At 38.5% G+C, this 17,055-nt stretch carries 18 protein-coding genes; 6 read left to right on the forward strand and 12 right to left on the reverse strand.

Annotated features, from left to right (window positions below; translation table 11 throughout):
* Positions 1-15: 15 nt before the first annotated feature.
* The 4 genes from hxsA to hxsD are packed head-to-tail and all read right to left on the reverse strand — an operon-like array spanning position 16 to position 3,407.
* The gene (gene hxsA / locus C1Y42_RS21885) at positions 16-642 is read right to left on the reverse strand and encodes a His-Xaa-Ser repeat protein HxsA (protein ID WP_104094337.1); all 627 of its coding nucleotides are present in this window, start codon (positions 640-642) and stop codon (positions 16-18) included.
* Entirely contained in the window at positions 639-1,751 is a 1,113-nt protein-coding gene (gene hxsC / locus C1Y42_RS21890; RefSeq protein WP_104094338.1) for a His-Xaa-Ser system radical SAM maturase HxsC, read from the reverse strand. Before hxsC ends, hxsA begins: the two co-directional genes overlap by 4 nt.
* A complete protein-coding gene (hxsB, locus tag C1Y42_RS21895; protein ID WP_104094339.1) occupies positions 1,744-3,138 on the reverse strand; it encodes a His-Xaa-Ser system radical SAM maturase HxsB in 1,395 nt (464 codons plus the stop codon). Before hxsB ends, hxsC begins: the two co-directional genes overlap by 8 nt.
* Positions 3,135-3,407, reverse strand: a complete 273-nt coding sequence (gene hxsD / locus C1Y42_RS21900; RefSeq protein WP_104094340.1) for a His-Xaa-Ser system protein HxsD — start codon at positions 3,405-3,407, stop codon at positions 3,135-3,137. Before hxsD ends, hxsB begins: the two co-directional genes overlap by 4 nt.
* Before the next feature lie 600 nt (positions 3,408-4,007).
* On the opposite strand from hxsD, the gene C1Y42_RS21905 reads away from it, so the two are divergent.
* Entirely contained in the window at positions 4,008-4,400 is a 393-nt protein-coding gene (locus C1Y42_RS21905) for a hypothetical protein (RefSeq protein ID WP_104094341.1), read from the forward strand.
* Here C1Y42_RS21905 and C1Y42_RS23500 read toward each other — a convergent pair.
* Positions 4,397-4,663 (reverse strand): hypothetical protein, encoded by a 267-nt coding sequence (locus C1Y42_RS23500; protein WP_146068815.1) that lies wholly within the window; start codon positions 4,661-4,663, stop codon positions 4,397-4,399. The two genes, C1Y42_RS21905 and C1Y42_RS23500, sit on opposite strands and share 4 nt — an antisense overlap.
* A gap of 248 nt (positions 4,664-4,911) precedes the next feature.
* On the opposite strand from C1Y42_RS23500, the gene C1Y42_RS21910 reads away from it, so the two are divergent.
* The 5 genes from C1Y42_RS21910 (at position 4,912) to C1Y42_RS21930 (ending at position 10,835) form a co-directional block, all read left to right on the forward strand.
* Positions 4,912-5,304 (forward strand): hypothetical protein, encoded by a 393-nt coding sequence (locus C1Y42_RS21910; RefSeq protein WP_104094342.1) that lies wholly within the window; start codon positions 4,912-4,914, stop codon positions 5,302-5,304.
* A 19-nt stretch (positions 5,305-5,323) separates the two neighbouring features.
* Positions 5,324-6,445 carry a relaxase/mobilization nuclease domain-containing protein gene (locus C1Y42_RS21915; RefSeq protein ID WP_104094343.1) on the forward strand — a complete coding sequence of 374 codons (1,122 nt, stop codon included), beginning with the start codon at positions 5,324-5,326 and terminating at the stop codon, positions 6,443-6,445.
* Between the two features lie 306 nt (positions 6,446-6,751).
* The gene (locus C1Y42_RS21920) at positions 6,752-7,333 is read left to right on the forward strand and encodes a DUF4755 domain-containing protein (RefSeq protein ID WP_104094344.1); all 582 of its coding nucleotides are present in this window, start codon (positions 6,752-6,754) and stop codon (positions 7,331-7,333) included.
* Positions 7,334-7,873: 540 nt separating this feature from the next.
* The gene (locus C1Y42_RS21925; protein ID WP_104094345.1) at positions 7,874-8,563 is read left to right on the forward strand and encodes a toll/interleukin-1 receptor domain-containing protein; all 690 of its coding nucleotides are present in this window, start codon (positions 7,874-7,876) and stop codon (positions 8,561-8,563) included.
* Positions 8,564-8,783: 220 nt separating this feature from the next.
* On the forward strand, positions 8,784-10,835 hold the full coding sequence (locus C1Y42_RS21930; RefSeq protein WP_146068816.1) for a hypothetical protein: 2,052 nt from the start codon (positions 8,784-8,786) through the stop codon (positions 10,833-10,835).
* Positions 10,836-10,927: 92 nt separating this feature from the next.
* On the opposite strand, the gene C1Y42_RS21935 is transcribed toward C1Y42_RS21930, so the two are convergent.
* The 7 genes from C1Y42_RS21935 to C1Y42_RS23770 all read right to left on the reverse strand — a co-directional run bounded on the left by C1Y42_RS21935 (position 10,928) and on the right by C1Y42_RS23770 (position 17,013).
* Positions 10,928-11,833, reverse strand: a complete 906-nt coding sequence (locus C1Y42_RS21935) for a hypothetical protein (RefSeq protein WP_146068817.1) — start codon at positions 11,831-11,833, stop codon at positions 10,928-10,930.
* A gap of 96 nt (positions 11,834-11,929) precedes the next feature.
* On the reverse strand, positions 11,930-12,820 hold the full coding sequence (locus tag C1Y42_RS21940; protein ID WP_233210745.1) for a DMT family transporter: 891 nt from the start codon (positions 12,818-12,820) through the stop codon (positions 11,930-11,932).
* Between the two features lie 4 nt (positions 12,821-12,824).
* Entirely contained in the window at positions 12,825-13,502 is a 678-nt protein-coding gene (locus C1Y42_RS21945; RefSeq protein ID WP_104094349.1) for a 2OG-Fe(II) oxygenase family protein, read from the reverse strand.
* Positions 13,503-14,621 carry a ThiF family adenylyltransferase gene (locus C1Y42_RS21950; protein ID WP_104094350.1) on the reverse strand — a complete coding sequence of 373 codons (1,119 nt, stop codon included), beginning with the start codon at positions 14,619-14,621 and terminating at the stop codon, positions 13,503-13,505.
* Positions 14,622-14,677: 56 nt separating this feature from the next.
* Entirely contained in the window at positions 14,678-14,770 is a 93-nt protein-coding gene (locus C1Y42_RS21955) for a pantocin A family RiPP (protein ID WP_012770338.1), read from the reverse strand.
* 518 nt (positions 14,771-15,288) lie between these two features.
* Positions 15,289-15,702 carry a hypothetical protein gene (locus tag C1Y42_RS21960; protein WP_104094351.1) on the reverse strand — a complete coding sequence of 138 codons (414 nt, stop codon included), beginning with the start codon at positions 15,700-15,702 and terminating at the stop codon, positions 15,289-15,291.
* Between the two features lie 75 nt (positions 15,703-15,777).
* Positions 15,778-17,013 (reverse strand): hypothetical protein, encoded by a 1,236-nt coding sequence (locus C1Y42_RS23770; protein ID WP_146068818.1) that lies wholly within the window; start codon positions 17,011-17,013, stop codon positions 15,778-15,780.
* Positions 17,014-17,055: the final 42 nt, after the last annotated feature.

Genomic DNA, 17,055 nt, shown 5'->3' on the forward strand with positions numbered 1-17,055 from the left:
ATTTATTCTCAATATCTATCGGGCCAGTATATTTAAGGAATTCAATAGCTGAGTGTCTAATGTTTCTCTTACGGGAGTGGGTAATCCATTTGCAACTCTATAATTCTTGATTGCTGTCCTTGTGGCTGGCCCCATGCTCCCGTCAATATTACCGTTGTAGAAACCTTTATCGAGTAAGGCGAACTGCACTCGCATGATTAACCGCTTACGTTTTTCAGTATCCGCAGTTAGCCCGTTACTCGCTCGATTGGCACCTGTGGTCCCTGCTGAGTTTGTTGTGGTTGTGTCATTTGAGCTAAGTGAACGGACAGAGGAGGAGGACGACGACGAACGAGTTCCTGAACTGGATGAGTCTGAGGTGCCTGGCGAGCTGTATGTTTTGGGATAGTAAGGAGTGCTTCCGCCATAGTAACCTCCGCCTGATGAGGAACGATGTGAGCTGTGGCTACGGTGAGAACTGTGACTTCTGTGTCCTGCAATGTAGAACGGCACTTCGGTGTTGAGCGGAGCTATCACCAAATCATGTTCGTTCAAAGTCATACCAGGTAAATCACTGGCACCAGTAGATGAATCACTTGCCCATACAGAGTTATTAAGAGCCAAAAATCCAGGAAGCAGAGCCGCGAAATTAAATTTTTTCATATTATTGGTCTCGGAGGTTGATGAAAACGGCCTTTTGATGAACTGAAATAACCAGCACAGGAAGACTTCTGAGTGCATTCATCACATTCTTTGGGATAGTAATTTTTCCAGTCAGAGATGGACTGTGTAGCAAAATCCCATGCCCTTTCAGGAAGGTGGCACAGTGGGTAATTGAAGATGGTAAAAGGGATACCTGACCTGTGTGCAGTGTCTATAGCCGAAAGGATTTTTTCACTGTAATTGTCGTGCTCAATGAAGATTGAGGACCAGTTCTTACGGGCCCACCCAATCGACTCCAGTCCCATCAGGGAGATCTGGTTAATGTTCGAGAACACACGACCAGCAAACTCAACGATGTCATCAAGCTCTGTATAGTTCGCCTGAGTAGGGATGACTCTTAGTTCTATGTTGATGCCTGAGTTACCGGCATTGATCAGTCCTCTGACTGTTTCATCAAAAGCTCCCTCGCTTCCGACCAGATAGTCGTGCACTGATGCTCTTGAAGAATAAAGAGGTATCCCAAACGTGATTTTGAGCTTATCGCTTCTTTCCTTCATCTGCTGGGTAAAGCTGACATCCGCAAACTTCCGTCCGTTGGTTAGAACATGCAGTGCTGTCTCAGGGGAATTTTCGATTATGAAGTCCAGAAAATGCAGGAAGTCTTCGCCATAGAGCAAAGGCTCTCCCCCGCTCACTCCCACTACTCCCTTCAGAGAGAAGGAAGCGATAGCGAGAGCTGACTGGTTGAGAAGCCAGTCATCGTTTCCAGCTTTAGGAGGCTGAGAACAAAACAGGCAACTGTTGTTGCACCTTTCAGTGACCAGGACAGTGTTATGGTTTGCTATACGGGACAGAATTACCCGGAGCATGTTGCCGTTGTTGACGATCCCAATGTCACCATCTTCAATGGAATCGAAAAGTTCCCGGCTCACAATCGAGTCTGCAAAATATGCAGGCAGTCTGGAATCGAGTTGTGTTGCAGTGACAAGCAAATTTGGTAGATAGAATTGAGGATTTTCGGGCTTGGATTTGCACAGGCGGTAGAAGCCTTGCTGAACTGGCAAGTCCGATGAAAACCGAAAAATATCGTTTCTCAGCACCTCAGACATAAGCCCACCTTTTGAGCATCTCAGCCATTGGTCCATCCTGAGAGATTTCATTCAGCAGGAAGCGGAACATCCCTTTGTGATACTGGCAGAAGGTTGACCGACTCTTGTCACCAACAGGTTCGCCATTAACACTGATGTTCTGACAAGGATCTGCTCCACAGAAAGGCTGATATGCGCAGGTGTTACAACCTGGCATGGCAAAGTTAAATGAAGATGAAAGAGCGGAACGGTAATATTCGTTGCTACTGAATGAGAGTGAAGCAAACTCTCCTGCACTGAAATCTGCTTCGGGATTTACTTTCTGGAGCATACGGCTTTCGTCGCTACCGTAAACCTTGCCGTCATAGTTAAACAAGATGCAGTTCAGCACGACTCCGCTTGGTGATTTCAGATCTGCATAACCACTGAAGCCCGGATTGAAAATTCGCTTTAGATGGATTGAAGCCGAATGCTCAACGACAGGTATACCCTTCTGGTTGTGAAGCAACACTTCCTGCATTAACTTTTTATAAAACTCAAAATATTCAGGCATTGAAAAAGTGAAACTCTGCTTCTGAGCAAACCCATAAGGACTTAATGGCCTGATAAACATGTCGGTTAGGCCAAGAGACAGATGAGCATCCACTATGGAAGCTGGCTCTTTTGTCAGCTCCTTAGTAACTGTGGTTACCGTAGCTACCCGGTTTGCTCCCAGCTCTTCTGTGATTTTCTGAATGCCTGTAACGGCTTTGTTGTGAGCCTGATAGTCGGTGAGGATGCGGTTTTTATTGTGGATGGCTTCATTACCATCAAGAGAAACTGAGAAAGTAATATTCCGTTCTTTCACCCATGAGAGAATGCCTTCATCCAGTATTGAGAGACTGGTGGCAATAACCATTTCGAAAGCATCACTACCTAATGAACTCTCGCATTCCTCATAAATTGCCCGAACGAGATCGAACCTGAGAAGCGGTTCTCCGCCCTGCACTTCAATCTTGTAAGGTGGAGCGCCCAGCTTCTTAATGGTGCTGACGATTTGCGGTATCAGTTCTGGATTGAGGTCATAACCATCAGCAGTAATCGATGCTCTGCTGACCTGGCAATACTTGCATGTGTGATCGCACCTGAGAGTCGGCACTATCATGAAGATTGGACGGACGGCCAGTTCATTCATCAGTCGTTTGGCAAATGCAGAACTTAGGGAGGCTTTTGAAACTGCCTGAGTAGCATCGTCTGAAATGAACAATCTGCTTTCAAGTAGTCGAGATGTTGTTTGTTCTGGAGGGAATTTGTTATCGGCAAGAAGATGCAGATCTTCGTCATCGACGAAGCTGTGAAAGCCAGCAAGGTTGCTGATGAAGACTTTGCCATTGCTCAGGCGGTCAAAGTTGAATGGCATCGTATTCATTCGGCAAGTCTCGAATCGATGCTCCTCAGAACATTGTCGATGATAGAAGTCCTGACATGGCCGGTATGAGACTGAAGCTTTTCCCTGAGTTTGTAGTCATTCAGCAGTCGTTCGAACTCGAACTCAACCTCGTCGTTCCAGTCTTCGAACGAGACGAGCCAGTGCTGATCGTCTTCATCCAACTTCCAGCGGGTGATAGAACTCATCCAGTAAAGGGTACTCCTCAACACCCATTCAGAATGCATTGTTTTTGATATGTTTTTTTGCATAACATTACCATCCAGAAAGTATCAAAGAAGAAATCTAAAAATTTTAGTTACCTTTTAAATAAGGCAATGAACCTCAAAAAAAACGACCATAAACAGACAAATCCAACAACCATCTGTTTTTACTGTATTTAATTTTTAAAGTTACAGAAAATTCTTATTCTGCAATGATAATCATCATGTTTTAAAATGTAAATTTGTTTTGAAAAGTTTTATGACACATGCCAATATGATTACATGAATTTATGGTTTGATTAAATTCCGCTCAATAAGAGTCGTTGGCTAAGCTATTGATTATAAATGCAATGATGAAGAATCAATCTAATGTCTGAGAAACCAGCGGAAGATGTATGGTCCACATGTCAACAGTCACTACATAATTCTGTGGTTATTGAGAAAAATGGCGAGATGTTCTAAAGTTGCCCTTAATGCTCAAGCAAAGCAGGTTAAGTTTTTCTGTGCAAATATGATGATTTTGCTTTAGGAATAATTGATAGCGAGCGATTTATCGAACATTATTGTTTTCAAGACTGGAGGTATATACAATAATTCCTCTCTAAAAATAGTCTGCCCCTGTTAAAAACTTTAAATCAAGGATTAATAATGAATATTACCGGACCATTCAGAATCATAGCGATCATAGATAATTCGTCGAAGAATTTTAATCAAAAGGAAAGTATATTTTTGATATTAGATACTTCTTCAGATAGTTTTTTGCCAAACTTTCACTTAAGTTATGGTTCGGCTTTCTTTGAATGTGAAGAAAAAAACAAACAGTCTGAAACTCAAATAAATAAAAAAGCTAATTCTGAAAACTTGGTAATTAATTTAACAACCAACCCAGATTTGGAAATTATTCCTAATGATGAAATCAATGATGAATTACATAGTTTGATTCTTATTGAGTTTCAAAAGCTCTTGCTTACTATTAATTTCCCCAAAAGTGATGAACTTTCAAATGGGAAAGAAAACAACGAAAATAAGCCTGGTAATTAATTATAGATATGCAGGATGTCGCAAATACTCTCGTCATCGAATCTTTTATACACATAGGTTATCTTTTTACCTATAAAATCTACAACTTTATCGTCTGGATAAAATAAATAATCTCTTTTCATTCCATCTAAGCCTTCTATCGAAACTTTATATTTTGAACAAACCCTATGATTTGGAAAGCTGACCAGAATTTTAGTTGCGGTCAAAACCACCCCAACAGACATCCAATTATCGGCATCACGACTAGCATTATTTATTTCCATTAAAACCTCCTATTTAATTAATTATAACTTTAATATCACGCTCTTTTAATTAGTCAAGTTAATTAACCAAGCAAGGGCTAACTGAGCGAAGCTCAGTTGCCTTGCTTTTTCTGCCCTTCGGTTGAAAAAGAAAGATCAAAGCCACCTCACAAGCAAAAGCCAAACCATTGACACTATTGATCTTTATGGTATTTATTACATATAGCATACGGATTTGCTATTAAGACTAAATATCAAAAGGAGTTAATATGGAAAAAATAAATATAATTTTCGATGATGAGTTTCCTTGTTCGTTTACCAATGATCCTATCGCAAAGAAGCTACCGCCTAATCGTCTTCGCAGATACTCTGTGACTGTCAGATTAAATGAGGTTGAGCTGAGCAAACTAAACCAGTTAAGAGGACAGCTAAGCAGGAGCTGTTGGCTGAGATCTTCAGCTCTCAAGCAATTGCCTCCCTCAGTTCCAGAGGTGAACAAAGAAGCCTGGCATCAACTGACGGCTTCTCTGCAAAAGTTGAATAACCTCACTTCATTTCTTATTCGTCGCGGATCAGATGTTCAGCCTTTGAGTAATGAAGTCGATACTCTCAGGCTGAAGCTATCTCATGTGAGAGATGCCCTGCTCTCACTCGATAAGTGATTTTCCGCTCGTGAAAGGAATGCAAAAAATCCGCAGGGGTAGGTGCTTCAGAGGTGTTGTCTCATATGCACTTGCCCCAGCATCTCATCACAAAACAGCTCCTGTAATAATCGGCGGTAACATGATTGGCTTATCTGTCGATGAGGTGACTGTTGAGTTCATGCGAACACAGAAGCTCCGCCCAGATGTGCAGAAACCTGTCTGGCACAACTCTCTTCGCCTTCCTGTAGGAGATTCAATCAGTAATGAGCAGTGGAAGCTTGTTGCTGACTACTATATGAAGCGAATGGGCTTCAGCGATACTCATCTCCGTTGCTATGTCCTGCATGATGACGAGGCCGGCCAGCACATACATATAATTGCTTCTCGCATCCGTATACCTGATGGCCAGCTCTACCTCGGCAGAAATGAGAACCTCATCAGCACCAGAATCATTCAAGAGCTTGAGCGGGATCATCAGCTCACACGAACAAAAGGTCCATCTCCTTCTTCAACACCCAAAGTCAGGAAAACTGACAGGAATGAAGAAATGATGGAAGCAAGGACAGGCAACAAAGCACCAAAGAAAATCATCCAGGAAGCAATTGAGGCGGTGCTCAGTCTCTATGGCACCATCACAATTGACGATTTTGTTTATGAACTCAGCAAGCTAAAGATAACAGCCAAAGCGAGCATTGCTTCAACGGGTAAAATGAATGGTTTCTCATTTGAGTATGCAGGAATCGCCTTCAAAGCCTCCCAGTTAGGTAAAGCCTACTCATGGTCGAGTCTGAGCCAGAAGGTTACCCTAACCCCTGCTGTCGAACCTCAGGTGTTAGCTGATACAGACTTGCCTGAGGAGGAGTTAGTAGCAGTGGAAAGACTGGCGAACATAGACGACGAGCCAATGTTCCACTCCCCTGCTATTCCACATATTGAGGAGCCGAATATCAAACAGAACGGCAGGGTTCGCTGGCTACTATGGGTGCCATACCTGAAGCAGATTATCCAAGCCTTGAAAGCAACGGGTCTGAGCATTCTCAAGCCGTCAATCAAGATGAAACCTATCCACTTCGTTACCCCCACCCAAAACCTTGGAGATAAAGAACCACTCGCAATCATCATGGAAAGCACCACTGGGAAAAAAAGATTTTCCATTTGATGCCTCTTAAACCTGCTAGTTATCAGTAGCTTAAAACTACACATTAAGTCAAATGCGCTATCTATTCTTATTAATAATCATATTGATAGGGAAAACCGATCGATCGTTTTTACAGATCAATTTCACTATCATGATAGTTTAGAGCTATCAAAAAGATCTGATCGATCGGTACAAATGATTTGCTAGAAACTCATTAATGGCCGTAATGTAACTTCAAACGAAGCGATATAGCTCACTGATTTATCGGCAAAATAAGCTGATGGATGCGTGCGCTCTGAATCCAACGAAACAATACTGGATGGTTCTATGACAACAATGACTGAAGTTAAGCAGCCTAATTTCCTAATGATGAAACGAGTATGGATTGCCATCGCTCTGCCAATTGTCATCTTCTACTTCTTGGGTATGAGAGGATTAGTGCAACTTGCTTTAATTTGGGTTTTTACAAGCATCATGCTCTTGATGTTTGCTTATAAAAAATTCCGAATTAAGAAGTGGAATGCCAGCACCAAGGACCATTTTGGCGAGCAGGACGGGATGTGGAGCCATGAATTTGGCCCTACTTCAATGAAACTCGACCAGCACAGAGGACTGATTCATCTCAAGGAAGAGAATAAACAAAAGACCTATCCCTTCTCAGCGGTCAAGGAGTGGCGATACAATTTGTCTACTACAAGACAAAGAACAGGCTTAAATAGAGAACTTGACCGCACACATGATTTTCGTGAATCAGGTTTTTACATCGCTGTAGATGATGTGCAAAACCCGGAGTGGCGAGTTATGTTTTTTCCACAGAAAGGCGACTTCAACTCACAAGAAGGTATCCGAGATACGGAACTACAACTTAAGCGATGGATGCACATTTTCGATAAAATCATCAATCGATAAATAAAATATCTAATAGAATCAATAAACTACATAAGGCCAGCATAAAGGCTGGTCTTTTTTTCTAAAAAAATACTAAAGAAAAGCTTACCCTATCCGATATGATGAATGTTTCTTATGAAAACATATCGAAATTTCCTTTTTCAAAGAAAAAAAGAACTAGCATTGACCCGAATACAATCCTCTTATATTAGTAAAATTAAGGAAGAAAAATGCCTGGAAAAATTTCTTTACCTCACAAATGCCCAAAATGTGGGATCAAAGCAAGTACTGAACAAGAGCTTATGAGCATTTTTGGTTACAGGACAAAAGATGGAGGAGTAACTAATCAAAGTCAGTGCAAGAAATGTAGATAGAAATTCTGCAAATAATTAAATCACCTCAACACCTTATCAGCAACATACTGATAATTAATCTTTAGAGAAAATATTTGGGTTCAAGTATTAATTTTTTCTCTAAATCATTTTAGGATAATGACATACTGATTTTAAATAGATAAAAGTAGCCCCTCCAAAAAACTGTTACAACACAAAGGAGATTGTAATGTCAAGATGTACAGCCCCATCTAAAGGTCATCGGACAGCGAGCGGTAGAGCATCCTGTCCAGCATGTAGTAGTAGCTATAGCACATACGGTTCACGATCATATTCTCCTAATCCTTACAGTAGTTCTCCTGCATCATCCACTAAAAGCAATAACAGAAGCGGAAACAGTTCTCGCCCTCGCTGGTCTAATAGCAATTCGTCTGTATCTTATACTTCGGCTCAAGTGCTTTCTTTGACACCAATAAGAGAAACAGTTGAAAAAAAAGCAGAAGTAATGCCTGACCTCCGCGACGTATTTTTATGCCATGCATGGGATGATCGACAAGGAGTAGCAAAAGAGCTTCATGATCTACTCGTTGATGCTGGTGTAAAAGTTTGGTTCAGTGAAAAAGACCTTGGTCTTGGAGTTCCAATGATGAGGGCTATTGATAAAGGTTTAGCAAATTCCCGAATAGGAATTGTATTGGTTACCCCGGCTCTTTTAAAGAGACTACCTAATGAAGGTGTTGCAGACAAAGAGTTATCAGCACTGCTTGCAGGTAATCAGCTTATCCCAATAGTGCACGATACCTCATACGAAGCATTGCGAAATGTTAGCCCATTATTGGCATCACGGAGCGGTCTTGATACTAATCAAGACTCTTTAACAATAGTAGCAATAAAAATCTCGGAGTTAGTTTCAGTATAAATATAATTAGATACACAATAATTTAAAATTTAGCAACTCCAGAGCAACAAGAAGAATCAAACACAAAATTATCAATTAACAAACTCTCTCTGGTAATGACATGAATAGATTAAATTTAAGACTACAAAACTGCTATGGTATTAAGAAACTAGAACATTTATTTCATTTCAATCAGGACGGAATAAATAACAGTTATGCGATCTATGCCCCGAATGGACTGATGAAAACCTCATTTACGAGAACTTTTGAAAAGTTAGCTAACAGCGAATTACCTTGCGAAGAAAGATTCCAAAGGCCAAGTCTCTGTGATATTAAAGTAGATAATGACTCTGTTACTCCGAACCATATTTATGTTCTAAAATCTGAAATTGATATCAACTCAGAAAGTTCATCAATAACGAACATTCTTGTTAACCCTGATGTAAAATCCCGATATGATAAAATAATTGTAGACTTAGAAGAACTAAAAAACAAAGTTTTGATATCATTAAATAAACAGTCAGGAGTTAAAAAGGCTGACATTGAAGCTACATTAAAAAAAGACTTTGAATCCAATTCATTTGTATCTTGTATTGCAACTGCATTATCATCTGACCAAAGACCATTCCTAAAAGAGTATAAATACTCTGTTTTATTTGATCAAAAAGCTGTTGAGATATTAAAAAGCCAAGATTTTATATCTAAAGCAAATGAGTTCAATGAGCGATATCAAGAGCTTTTTGAGCAAACAGGAACAATTTATCAAAAAGGCATTTTCAACCCTATAAAAGCAGAAAACTCATTTACTACATTAGATAAGCAAGGTTTTTTTGCAAGTGGACACAAAATTCATTTAAGAGGAGAGAGCAATTCAATTGATAAAAAAGGATTAGATGCTAAGCTTGAAGAAATACATGCAAAAATAGATGAAGATAAGATACTCAAAAGAATAAGAACTAGCCTGTCTAAGAACGCTCAAACTCAATCACTAATTGATTTCATTGAAAAACTTCCTGTAGAAGAATTTGATGCATTTCTGGAAAACATTAAACCTGAAAATTTAGATAGTTTTAAAAAGAAATTGTGGATCTTCTACATTAGTAGTAGCGAAGAGGCAGTGAATTTCCTAAAAAAATATGATGAAGAAAAGCCCGAATTAGAGCTTATTGAAAATGAAGCAAATGAGATAGCACCTCGTTGGCAGAATGCTGTAACACTTTTCAACGATAGGTTCGTTGATATGCCATTCACGCTATTTATAGAAAATCAACAACAAGCCTCTTTAGGTCAGGAAAATGCCAAGCTTAGATTTGCCTTCAAGGATGGAGAAGATATTTCCACATGCACTAGGGGAGAAATTAAAAATCTTAGCCAGGGAGAAAAACGCGCATTATATCTATTAAACTTCATATTTGATGTTGAATACAGAAAGCAGGAGAATTTAAAAACGTTATTTATTATTGATGATGTTGCTGATTCGTTTGATTATAAAAATAAACATGCAATAATACAGTATTTAGAAGACTTGAGCTTAAATGATAACTTTTACCAAATTATTTTAACTCATAACTTTGATTTTTTTCGTACATTAGCTAATAACTTTGTTCATCGTGAACGATGCTTGATGGCAAACAGAAATGCGACAGCATTAGCTTTAACAAAAGCGGAAGGAATTAAAAATTACTTTATTGGGAAATGGAAGGATAACATATTAAAAAATGAAAGCATCTTGTGTGCAACAATACCATTTACTCGAAACTTATTAGAATACACAAAAACCACATCTGATCCTGAGTATCTATTACTGACGAGTTTATTACATTGGAAAAGCGATACATTACAAATTACTATATCTGATTACTTTAAAATTTATAATTTAACTTTTAACACGACACACCCCATTACAGATGATCGAAAAATCATTGATATTCTTTTTTATAATGCTGATAGTATTTGTGCTAAGAATGAACATGATGGTCTTAACCTTGAAGACAAAGTTCTACTTTCAATAGCTATTAGATTAAAAACTGAAAGTTTTCTTACAGACCAGATTCGTTTACTTATAAATCAACCCGATTATTGGTGTCAAAAAGCAAATCAATTTGGTAATTTAGCCAAAGAGTTTAAAAATCTTGTTCCATCTCGAATTGAAAATAAAACAATTGAAAAAGTAAGTATAACAGTTAGTTCAAATATTCATTTAAATTCATTTATGTACGAACCAATTTTAGATTTGACTATTGAACACCTGATAAACTTATATAAGGAGGTTAAGAAATTAGGACGAGATTAATGCCTATGGTATGAATTTTTATTTAAGATTAAAACACAATTTGAAAATTGTGTTTTAATCTAACAAATGAAATCCCCACAATTAGAATAAAACTAGCTCATCAAAAACTTATCAAAAACTAATAAAAAGAGGCGCCTATTTTCTTTTATAGCATCAGAGGTCGATTGTTGATCAATAACACCAAATTCTCTGTATAAAAAAACCTCAAGTAATAATGCATATGCAAGATGAAATATGTAATAGCAATGAGCATAGGTTTTCATGGTTGCAACACTGCTTCTAAAAGGAGGAAATGTTGTGCCATGAAAGCGTTCGTTTCTAAATTGTGTCATTATTACTGATATAAGAAAATCGGCGACTTGCCTCTTATCTAATTCATAATTCACATTATTAATATTAATTTCTTCCCCAACAATTAGTTTCCTTATCAACATGCCTGCCTTTCTCTGAACACTTGCGGAATTGCCTTCCCAGTTAGAATTGTATTTTTCAATTATTGCAGTATATAAATCCTCCCCTAAGGATTTCTTGATTCTTTTCAAAAACATATCTGAATGATTTCCCAATGAAATACTATTGGTAATTATCCTTTTAGCAACATATTCACATGTCTGTAATGGGATAACCTCAGCAATTGAGTAAAATTCTTTGCACGTATTTTCGTTTTCAATCACATAACTTACAAAACAATCGAAGCGAGACATATTACTTTTAGAGTTTACTTCGTCCATTAAGCGAAAAAACTCGGCATCCAGAGTTTTCCAGATAGAGTCAAAGGATGCATCAGGCCTATAGGGCAACTGGTCAAGACTCTCAAGAAAATTACCCAGAAGCGAGTGAAAACCTTGGTCTGTTGAATCTTTTAATAGAGCAGGAGAAAAGACTTGCTTTAAATCAGCTTCCTCCATTTTTTCTCTAAGCATTAATTCAGAAGGAAATAAAAAAGAATTAGGCCATTCATTATTATATTTTACTCTTAAATTTTTCGTATCACCCATGAACTTTTCAACCTCTCATTTTTTTGAAATAGCTTAATTTTAATTATTTTACTATAAGTAGCATCCAAAATCCCGTATATATATTAAAATACCAAGTTAGGCTTTTCTGCTTAAGTATGGTCTAACTACGTTCACCAAAAGAGCACTAACTAAAATCAAGCTAAAACCAATTACTTGCTTGCTTGAGGGTTGTTCATTGAGGAATGTCGAAGCGATAATTACTGTTATAACGGGTGATAGCAGAGTCGCATAGCTTGCGAATTCTGCACTCTCGTTCTGAATGAGATAAAACCAGATGAAGTATACCAGTGCATTACCTACAATACCGAGATAGAGAACACAAAGAAGACACTCAGTATTAGTGAAAGCAGTGACAAGAGGTTGTAATAATGGACCTGATTGGAAGAAAGGATAAGTAATGGAAACCAGAATAGTTGAAACTAATATCTGCCAAAATAGCCTCGCCTTGAATGGAGTAACAGTCACTATCTTTTGAGAAACGACAGCTCCTATAGCCCAGAAAATGGCACTACACAGAATTACAATCTCACCCAACCCAACATGCACTTCTTTAAGTATCAAGAAGATCCCCGAAAAACAAAGAAGGAGTGAGAACAGGGAGAGTAAGTTCAGCTTTCTTGCTAAACCCATCAGGATAATCGAGGTAAAGCAAGGCATTGTGTAAACAAGGATTGTCGCATTCGTAACAGAGGTGAAGTGAAGTGCGATGCTATTGAGTGTTGGAACCAGGAAAACATTTGGCACCGCAATTATTGCGATTCTTAAAAATTCATCAAAGTTAAGGGTTTTAATGCTTTCACGGATACTTTTGTTGAATATCAAAAAAATAATACCACATGAAACAAGAGAACCAGCCATTCGGAATGCATAAGGCCCTATCACATTAATCGCAATTTTTGAAACAGGAAATGAAGTTCCCCATATTAAAGCCATTAACATCGTAAGCCATAAAGAACTTTTAGTCATTAATCTAAGCCTTCCCATACCTTGCTATTACAGACATTCGCCTGCTTTTCTGATTAGCTGTAACCATCGATACGAAATGAGGAACCTGTTTCTCTGATGTATCAAAAAGAAACAACTCAGCAAAACCTGGGGTCAATGTATCAACAACCTTCTTTCTATCCTGATCAAGTATATGTGTTAAACCACCAAAGTTCGGGTCCCAATTTTGAGTAATATTCAAGGCTACCCCGACATTGTTACCTGAATCCGTATGTGTGTTGAGAAAATGGCCTTTATCAAAACGATTGATATAGAAAAGGTCGGTATTTCCTATCCTCCTTCCGGTTAAGTTCGCAATCAGATCCTTAAACTCATCGGAATTACAAAAGTGATAAGCAATTGCTGAAGCTTCACTTAAAGCAACATTATCTTTCACTTCATTGGAGAGTCTTCTGAAGAAGAAACTGAATTTATTATCGCAAAAATCCGCAAAACATGAATTGAAACTCTTTTCAATCTCATCTGCCGGAGTTAAGAATGAGAGATCTTTTTGTTCTAAGGAATTTTTGTATATATAAGTCCATGAGTCCTCAGATGAATCTTGTGACGACTCCATAATCTCATAAATTTTTGAAGCGAATTGAGATTGTATGTTTTTGGTAAGATAACCTTTGTCGTTAAATGTAATACTATCAATGCTCATTTAAAAAATCTCTTCTTCGCGGGACTTGAAATCCTGCAATGAAAGAATGAATTTTTTTCCTACAAGGTGTGGTTTATCGTATCCAGTTATGGTTTTGACAACCTGATCGGTAACGATACCTGCCATGATTGATAGTGAGGGAGCACTTTGCCAGGCATTTACCTTTCTATCACCATCTATGAACGAGTGCTTCAGACGGGCTTCCTGAAACTTTCTAATGCCTGAATTGCTGTCGTAATACTTATCCTTAACAGAGTTCTTAACTTCATCGAATCCACTATGAACACCATCATTGAGGTAGATGGGACCAACAGAGATCTCTAAAGGATCACCACCCAGCTCAATAACAGGGATGGCTTTGTCTTTAGCTATGCTATGGATGATTTCTTCAGCAGTGTCCTTACGATAGTAACCCAGTGCTGCCCAAGCAAGGATGATGAAGGTGCTGTCACCAATGAGTTCTTCAAGTCTTGTTCTGTCGGGAGAAGCGAACTCAAAGAATGTCTCCACATTCACGTTTTCGTTATAGGCAAGGATCGTATCTTTGGCAGCATCAACTTTGTTCTTGCCTACATCATCTGTGCGATACAACACCTGCCGGTTGATGTTTGACAACTCGACATCATCCCCATCAATGAGTCTTAAGGTGCCTATACCTGACATAGCCAGTTGAAGTGCACACCATGTGCCCCATCCTCCCATCCCGAAGATGGCTACCTTACTTTGCTTTAGCCGTTCCTGATACACGAAAGGATGTTGGTTATCAGCATCAATCAGGGAGAACTGAAGGATTTGCCTGTTGTACCTTTCTACTTCCTCGCCAGACAGCACTTTTGAGAAGAAGGAGTTGTCCTGAAGGAGCTTCCTTTCCGCCAGGCCAGCAACCAATCCTTCCAGAAGTTCACTTTCAATCTGGACACCCTCACTAACCAGTTCTTTAAAAATCCGGGGAACTGTCCTTTTACCATCCATTTTGGCAAGAGCTGGTCTTACCCAGGAAGGAGGGTCATTGATGACCTGAGATACTCCTGGGATTTCTCCAATACAAATATCTCCATCATCTGCGAGGATGATGTGATGAGATTCTTTAATGAGGGGTTTAACATTCGTTAGTGACATGGTGTGCTCCAAAAAAAGTAAGGCCGCATACGAGATGCGGCCTTTGTCATACGTTATCAGCTAAGGACGATAACCTGACCTTTGGTATACATAGCATTTTCTTCAGTGATAGCAGAAATGCGCTGAGACAGAGTAGAGAACTTGATCATAGTGATACCCTCTTGCTTGTTCAGTTAGGTTTGTAAAGTTGTGTCTGTGTATCGATACCACTCCAATAAACAACATTAATGATTTACTCGTCAATAACCCTAGCGGTAAAAAGCCATACTCTTTGTTAATTTAAAATCTTAAAAGAACAATCCCCTATCTTTATAAGAAAACCCAGAGCTTAGATCATGCTAGTGATGTTTTTATCAGCATTTTATTGACATGTTCTTAAAAAGTGCAACTTGAAAAGCACTCATTAGTAACACTAAGAAATAGTTAGAATACTTACTTAGTTGGTAAGCTTATGACAGCACGGTTCAGGATTGAGGGTTGAGGGTTCAGGGTTCAGGGTTCAGGGTTGAGGGTTGAGCAGGAAGCAGGAAGCAGGAAGCAGGAAGCAGGACAAGTGAGTGAGGATCTGTAAATGCTTAAAAAAATGGCCTTTTTGACTGCCCTTTGAGAAAGTTGAAAAGCCATTGCTGAAGAAGTTATTAACTTGGGATTAAGTGATGAAAAGTTATTACAACCTCTTTTTCTTACAAGAAGTTGGGTTTTTAATTTCATAGGGAATCTCTTTTCTAAAACTTAGCTTCTGAGATCTGAATATAGCCTCAACTTCATACTCATTCCATATTATGTATTCAATAATGAACTTATAGAAATATAAAACACGATCAAGACTAATGTTCGAAGGTATTGAATAGAAGTTTGGACTAAGTAAAGCCGAACTCAAAATAGCAATAATATTGCTGGGCCCTCTTAGATAAGGATTTTCGTAATCTTGCTGATATTTAAAGAAGTAACCCACACAGAAAAGATAGGCATCTTTAACAACTTTATTTTTACTACATTGTGACTCATCGTATCGTATGATAAATCGATTAAGAAGAATCAAAAACCTTTGGTCAGGCAAATATCTTTGTAATTTATCCATAATAAGCATCCTTGCTAAGTTGTCATCCTTGACATGTTACTTATAACGCATATGAACTAAAAATCAATAGCTATACTATCGTCGAAACTTTTCAATAATAGCTTTCAAACCATTTAAAAATCCTCCGCGCGATTTGGGTTCTTCTGCCTCAGGCTCAGGCTCAGGCTCAGGCTCAGGCTCAGGCTCAGGCTCAGGCTCAGGCTCAGGCTCAGGCTCAGGCTCAGGCTCAGGCTCAGGCTCAGGCTCAGGCTCAGGCTCAGGCTCAGGCTCAGGCAGGAACGATGCTGAATTTAGATAGTCAGAGTCAACATAGCTAACATCATTAGCTTCAAAATCCGATATATTTGTCTCATTCGCAGTCAGTTCGTATAAGTTTGTTTGTGAGACAATCGAAATTTCATTACTCGTATTGAAAGTATCTTTAACATCATCGATGAAAGAAACATAAACCAATTTGAAATGATTTGTATGTAGCAACAGTGGTTCTTTATCATCAGGAAAACCAAAAAAGAAAACAGTTAGAAACTTATTAGCTTTTTTATAGGAATTTGTGTTTTTATCAAAAAGGGATTTCCTGTACCTCTCAGCTTTCTCTCTTTGCTTTTCATACTCTTTGAAGAAAACATCTTTCTGGCTTGAGTTCCAGTTTGATGCATCAACTTTAAGCTTAAAGGCTTCTTTTGTTCCTTTTTTGCGAGCAAGAAAAACAATCTCATACTCATCTGCATTAGGATCTAAAGTAAGATTAGATTGTAGTGCACCAAAATATATTGCGGGCTTAAAATACTTAACATCTGGTTTATATTTTAACTTCTGAAATGTCTCATTATAAGTCCTTTTTTCATAGGGCGGTATTGAAAGGAACTCGTTATTGTTAACTCCTGAAAGATAGTAATCAACTATTGGTTTAATACTTGAAGACGAAACAGGATGTTCTCTTACAACATCTTCTTCATCATTTACTTTTCTGGTCCTATTATCGTTTTTTTCTCTGTGAATCCTTTCGTCATTTTCCAGACGAAGGATTGAAATGAATGGAGCTGGAGGAGAGTTATGTGTTTTTTCATCATTAGAGTTGTTTCGGTTGCGTTTTTTTTCATCATGTATGCCACAACCTGACTTATGCTCGCCAGTATATTTGAAATACGATTGATTAACATTCTCGGATCTGTAACTGCAAGGTGTCGCTTTTATTCTGCACTTCAGATAGGGGCATAAAAATTCAGTTGTTCGAACATAAAAATCATCCATACCCCTAAGGTCATTACCATGCACAATATCATCAGTTGAACTATCCTTCGCTACCGTCAAAACTCATGCCCTCTTTAAATTGCCTTTAACAACATAATAACG

This window comes from Pantoea sp. ICBG 985 (assembly GCF_002928365.1).
GTDB classification, from domain to species: Bacteria; Pseudomonadota; Gammaproteobacteria; order Enterobacterales; family Enterobacteriaceae; genus Pantoea; species Pantoea dispersa.

What these genes read in the sequence shown, in the direction of transcription:
- hxsA (WP_104094337.1), bottom strand. Translation starts at nt 642, where the DNA reads ATGAAAAAATTTAATTTCGCGGCTCTGCTTCCTGGATTTTTGGCTCTT.
- hxsC (WP_104094338.1), bottom strand. Translation starts at nt 1,751, where the DNA reads ATGTCTGAGGTGCTGAGAAACGATATTTTTCGGTTTTCATCGGACTTG.
- hxsB (WP_104094339.1), bottom strand. Translation starts at nt 3,138, where the DNA reads ATGAATACGATGCCATTCAACTTTGACCGCCTGAGCAATGGCAAAGTC.
- hxsD (WP_104094340.1), bottom strand. Translation starts at nt 3,407, where the DNA reads ATGCAAAAAAACATATCAAAAACAATGCATTCTGAATGGGTGTTGAGG.
- C1Y42_RS21905 (WP_104094341.1), top strand. Translation starts at nt 4,008, where the DNA reads ATGAATATTACCGGACCATTCAGAATCATAGCGATCATAGATAATTCG.
- C1Y42_RS23500 (WP_146068815.1), bottom strand. Translation starts at nt 4,663, where the DNA reads ATGGAAATAAATAATGCTAGTCGTGATGCCGATAATTGGATGTCTGTT.
- C1Y42_RS21910 (WP_104094342.1), top strand. Translation starts at nt 4,912, where the DNA reads ATGGAAAAAATAAATATAATTTTCGATGATGAGTTTCCTTGTTCGTTT.
- C1Y42_RS21915 (WP_104094343.1), top strand. Translation starts at nt 5,324, where the DNA reads ATGCAAAAAATCCGCAGGGGTAGGTGCTTCAGAGGTGTTGTCTCATAT.
- C1Y42_RS21920 (WP_104094344.1), top strand. Translation starts at nt 6,752, where the DNA reads ATGACAACAATGACTGAAGTTAAGCAGCCTAATTTCCTAATGATGAAA.
- C1Y42_RS21925 (WP_104094345.1), top strand. Translation starts at nt 7,874, where the DNA reads ATGTCAAGATGTACAGCCCCATCTAAAGGTCATCGGACAGCGAGCGGT.
- C1Y42_RS21930 (WP_146068816.1), top strand. Translation starts at nt 8,784, where the DNA reads ATGAAAACCTCATTTACGAGAACTTTTGAAAAGTTAGCTAACAGCGAA.
- C1Y42_RS21935 (WP_146068817.1), bottom strand. Translation starts at nt 11,833, where the DNA reads ATGGGTGATACGAAAAATTTAAGAGTAAAATATAATAATGAATGGCCT.
- C1Y42_RS21940 (WP_233210745.1), bottom strand. Translation starts at nt 12,820, where the DNA reads ATGACTAAAAGTTCTTTATGGCTTACGATGTTAATGGCTTTAATATGG.
- C1Y42_RS21945 (WP_104094349.1), bottom strand. Translation starts at nt 13,502, where the DNA reads ATGAGCATTGATAGTATTACATTTAACGACAAAGGTTATCTTACCAAA.
- C1Y42_RS21950 (WP_104094350.1), bottom strand. Translation starts at nt 14,621, where the DNA reads ATGTCACTAACGAATGTTAAACCCCTCATTAAAGAATCTCATCACATC.
- C1Y42_RS21955 (WP_012770338.1), bottom strand. Translation starts at nt 14,770, where the DNA reads ATGATCAAGTTCTCTACTCTGTCTCAGCGCATTTCTGCTATCACTGAA.
- C1Y42_RS21960 (WP_104094351.1), bottom strand. Translation starts at nt 15,702, where the DNA reads ATGGATAAATTACAAAGATATTTGCCTGACCAAAGGTTTTTGATTCTT.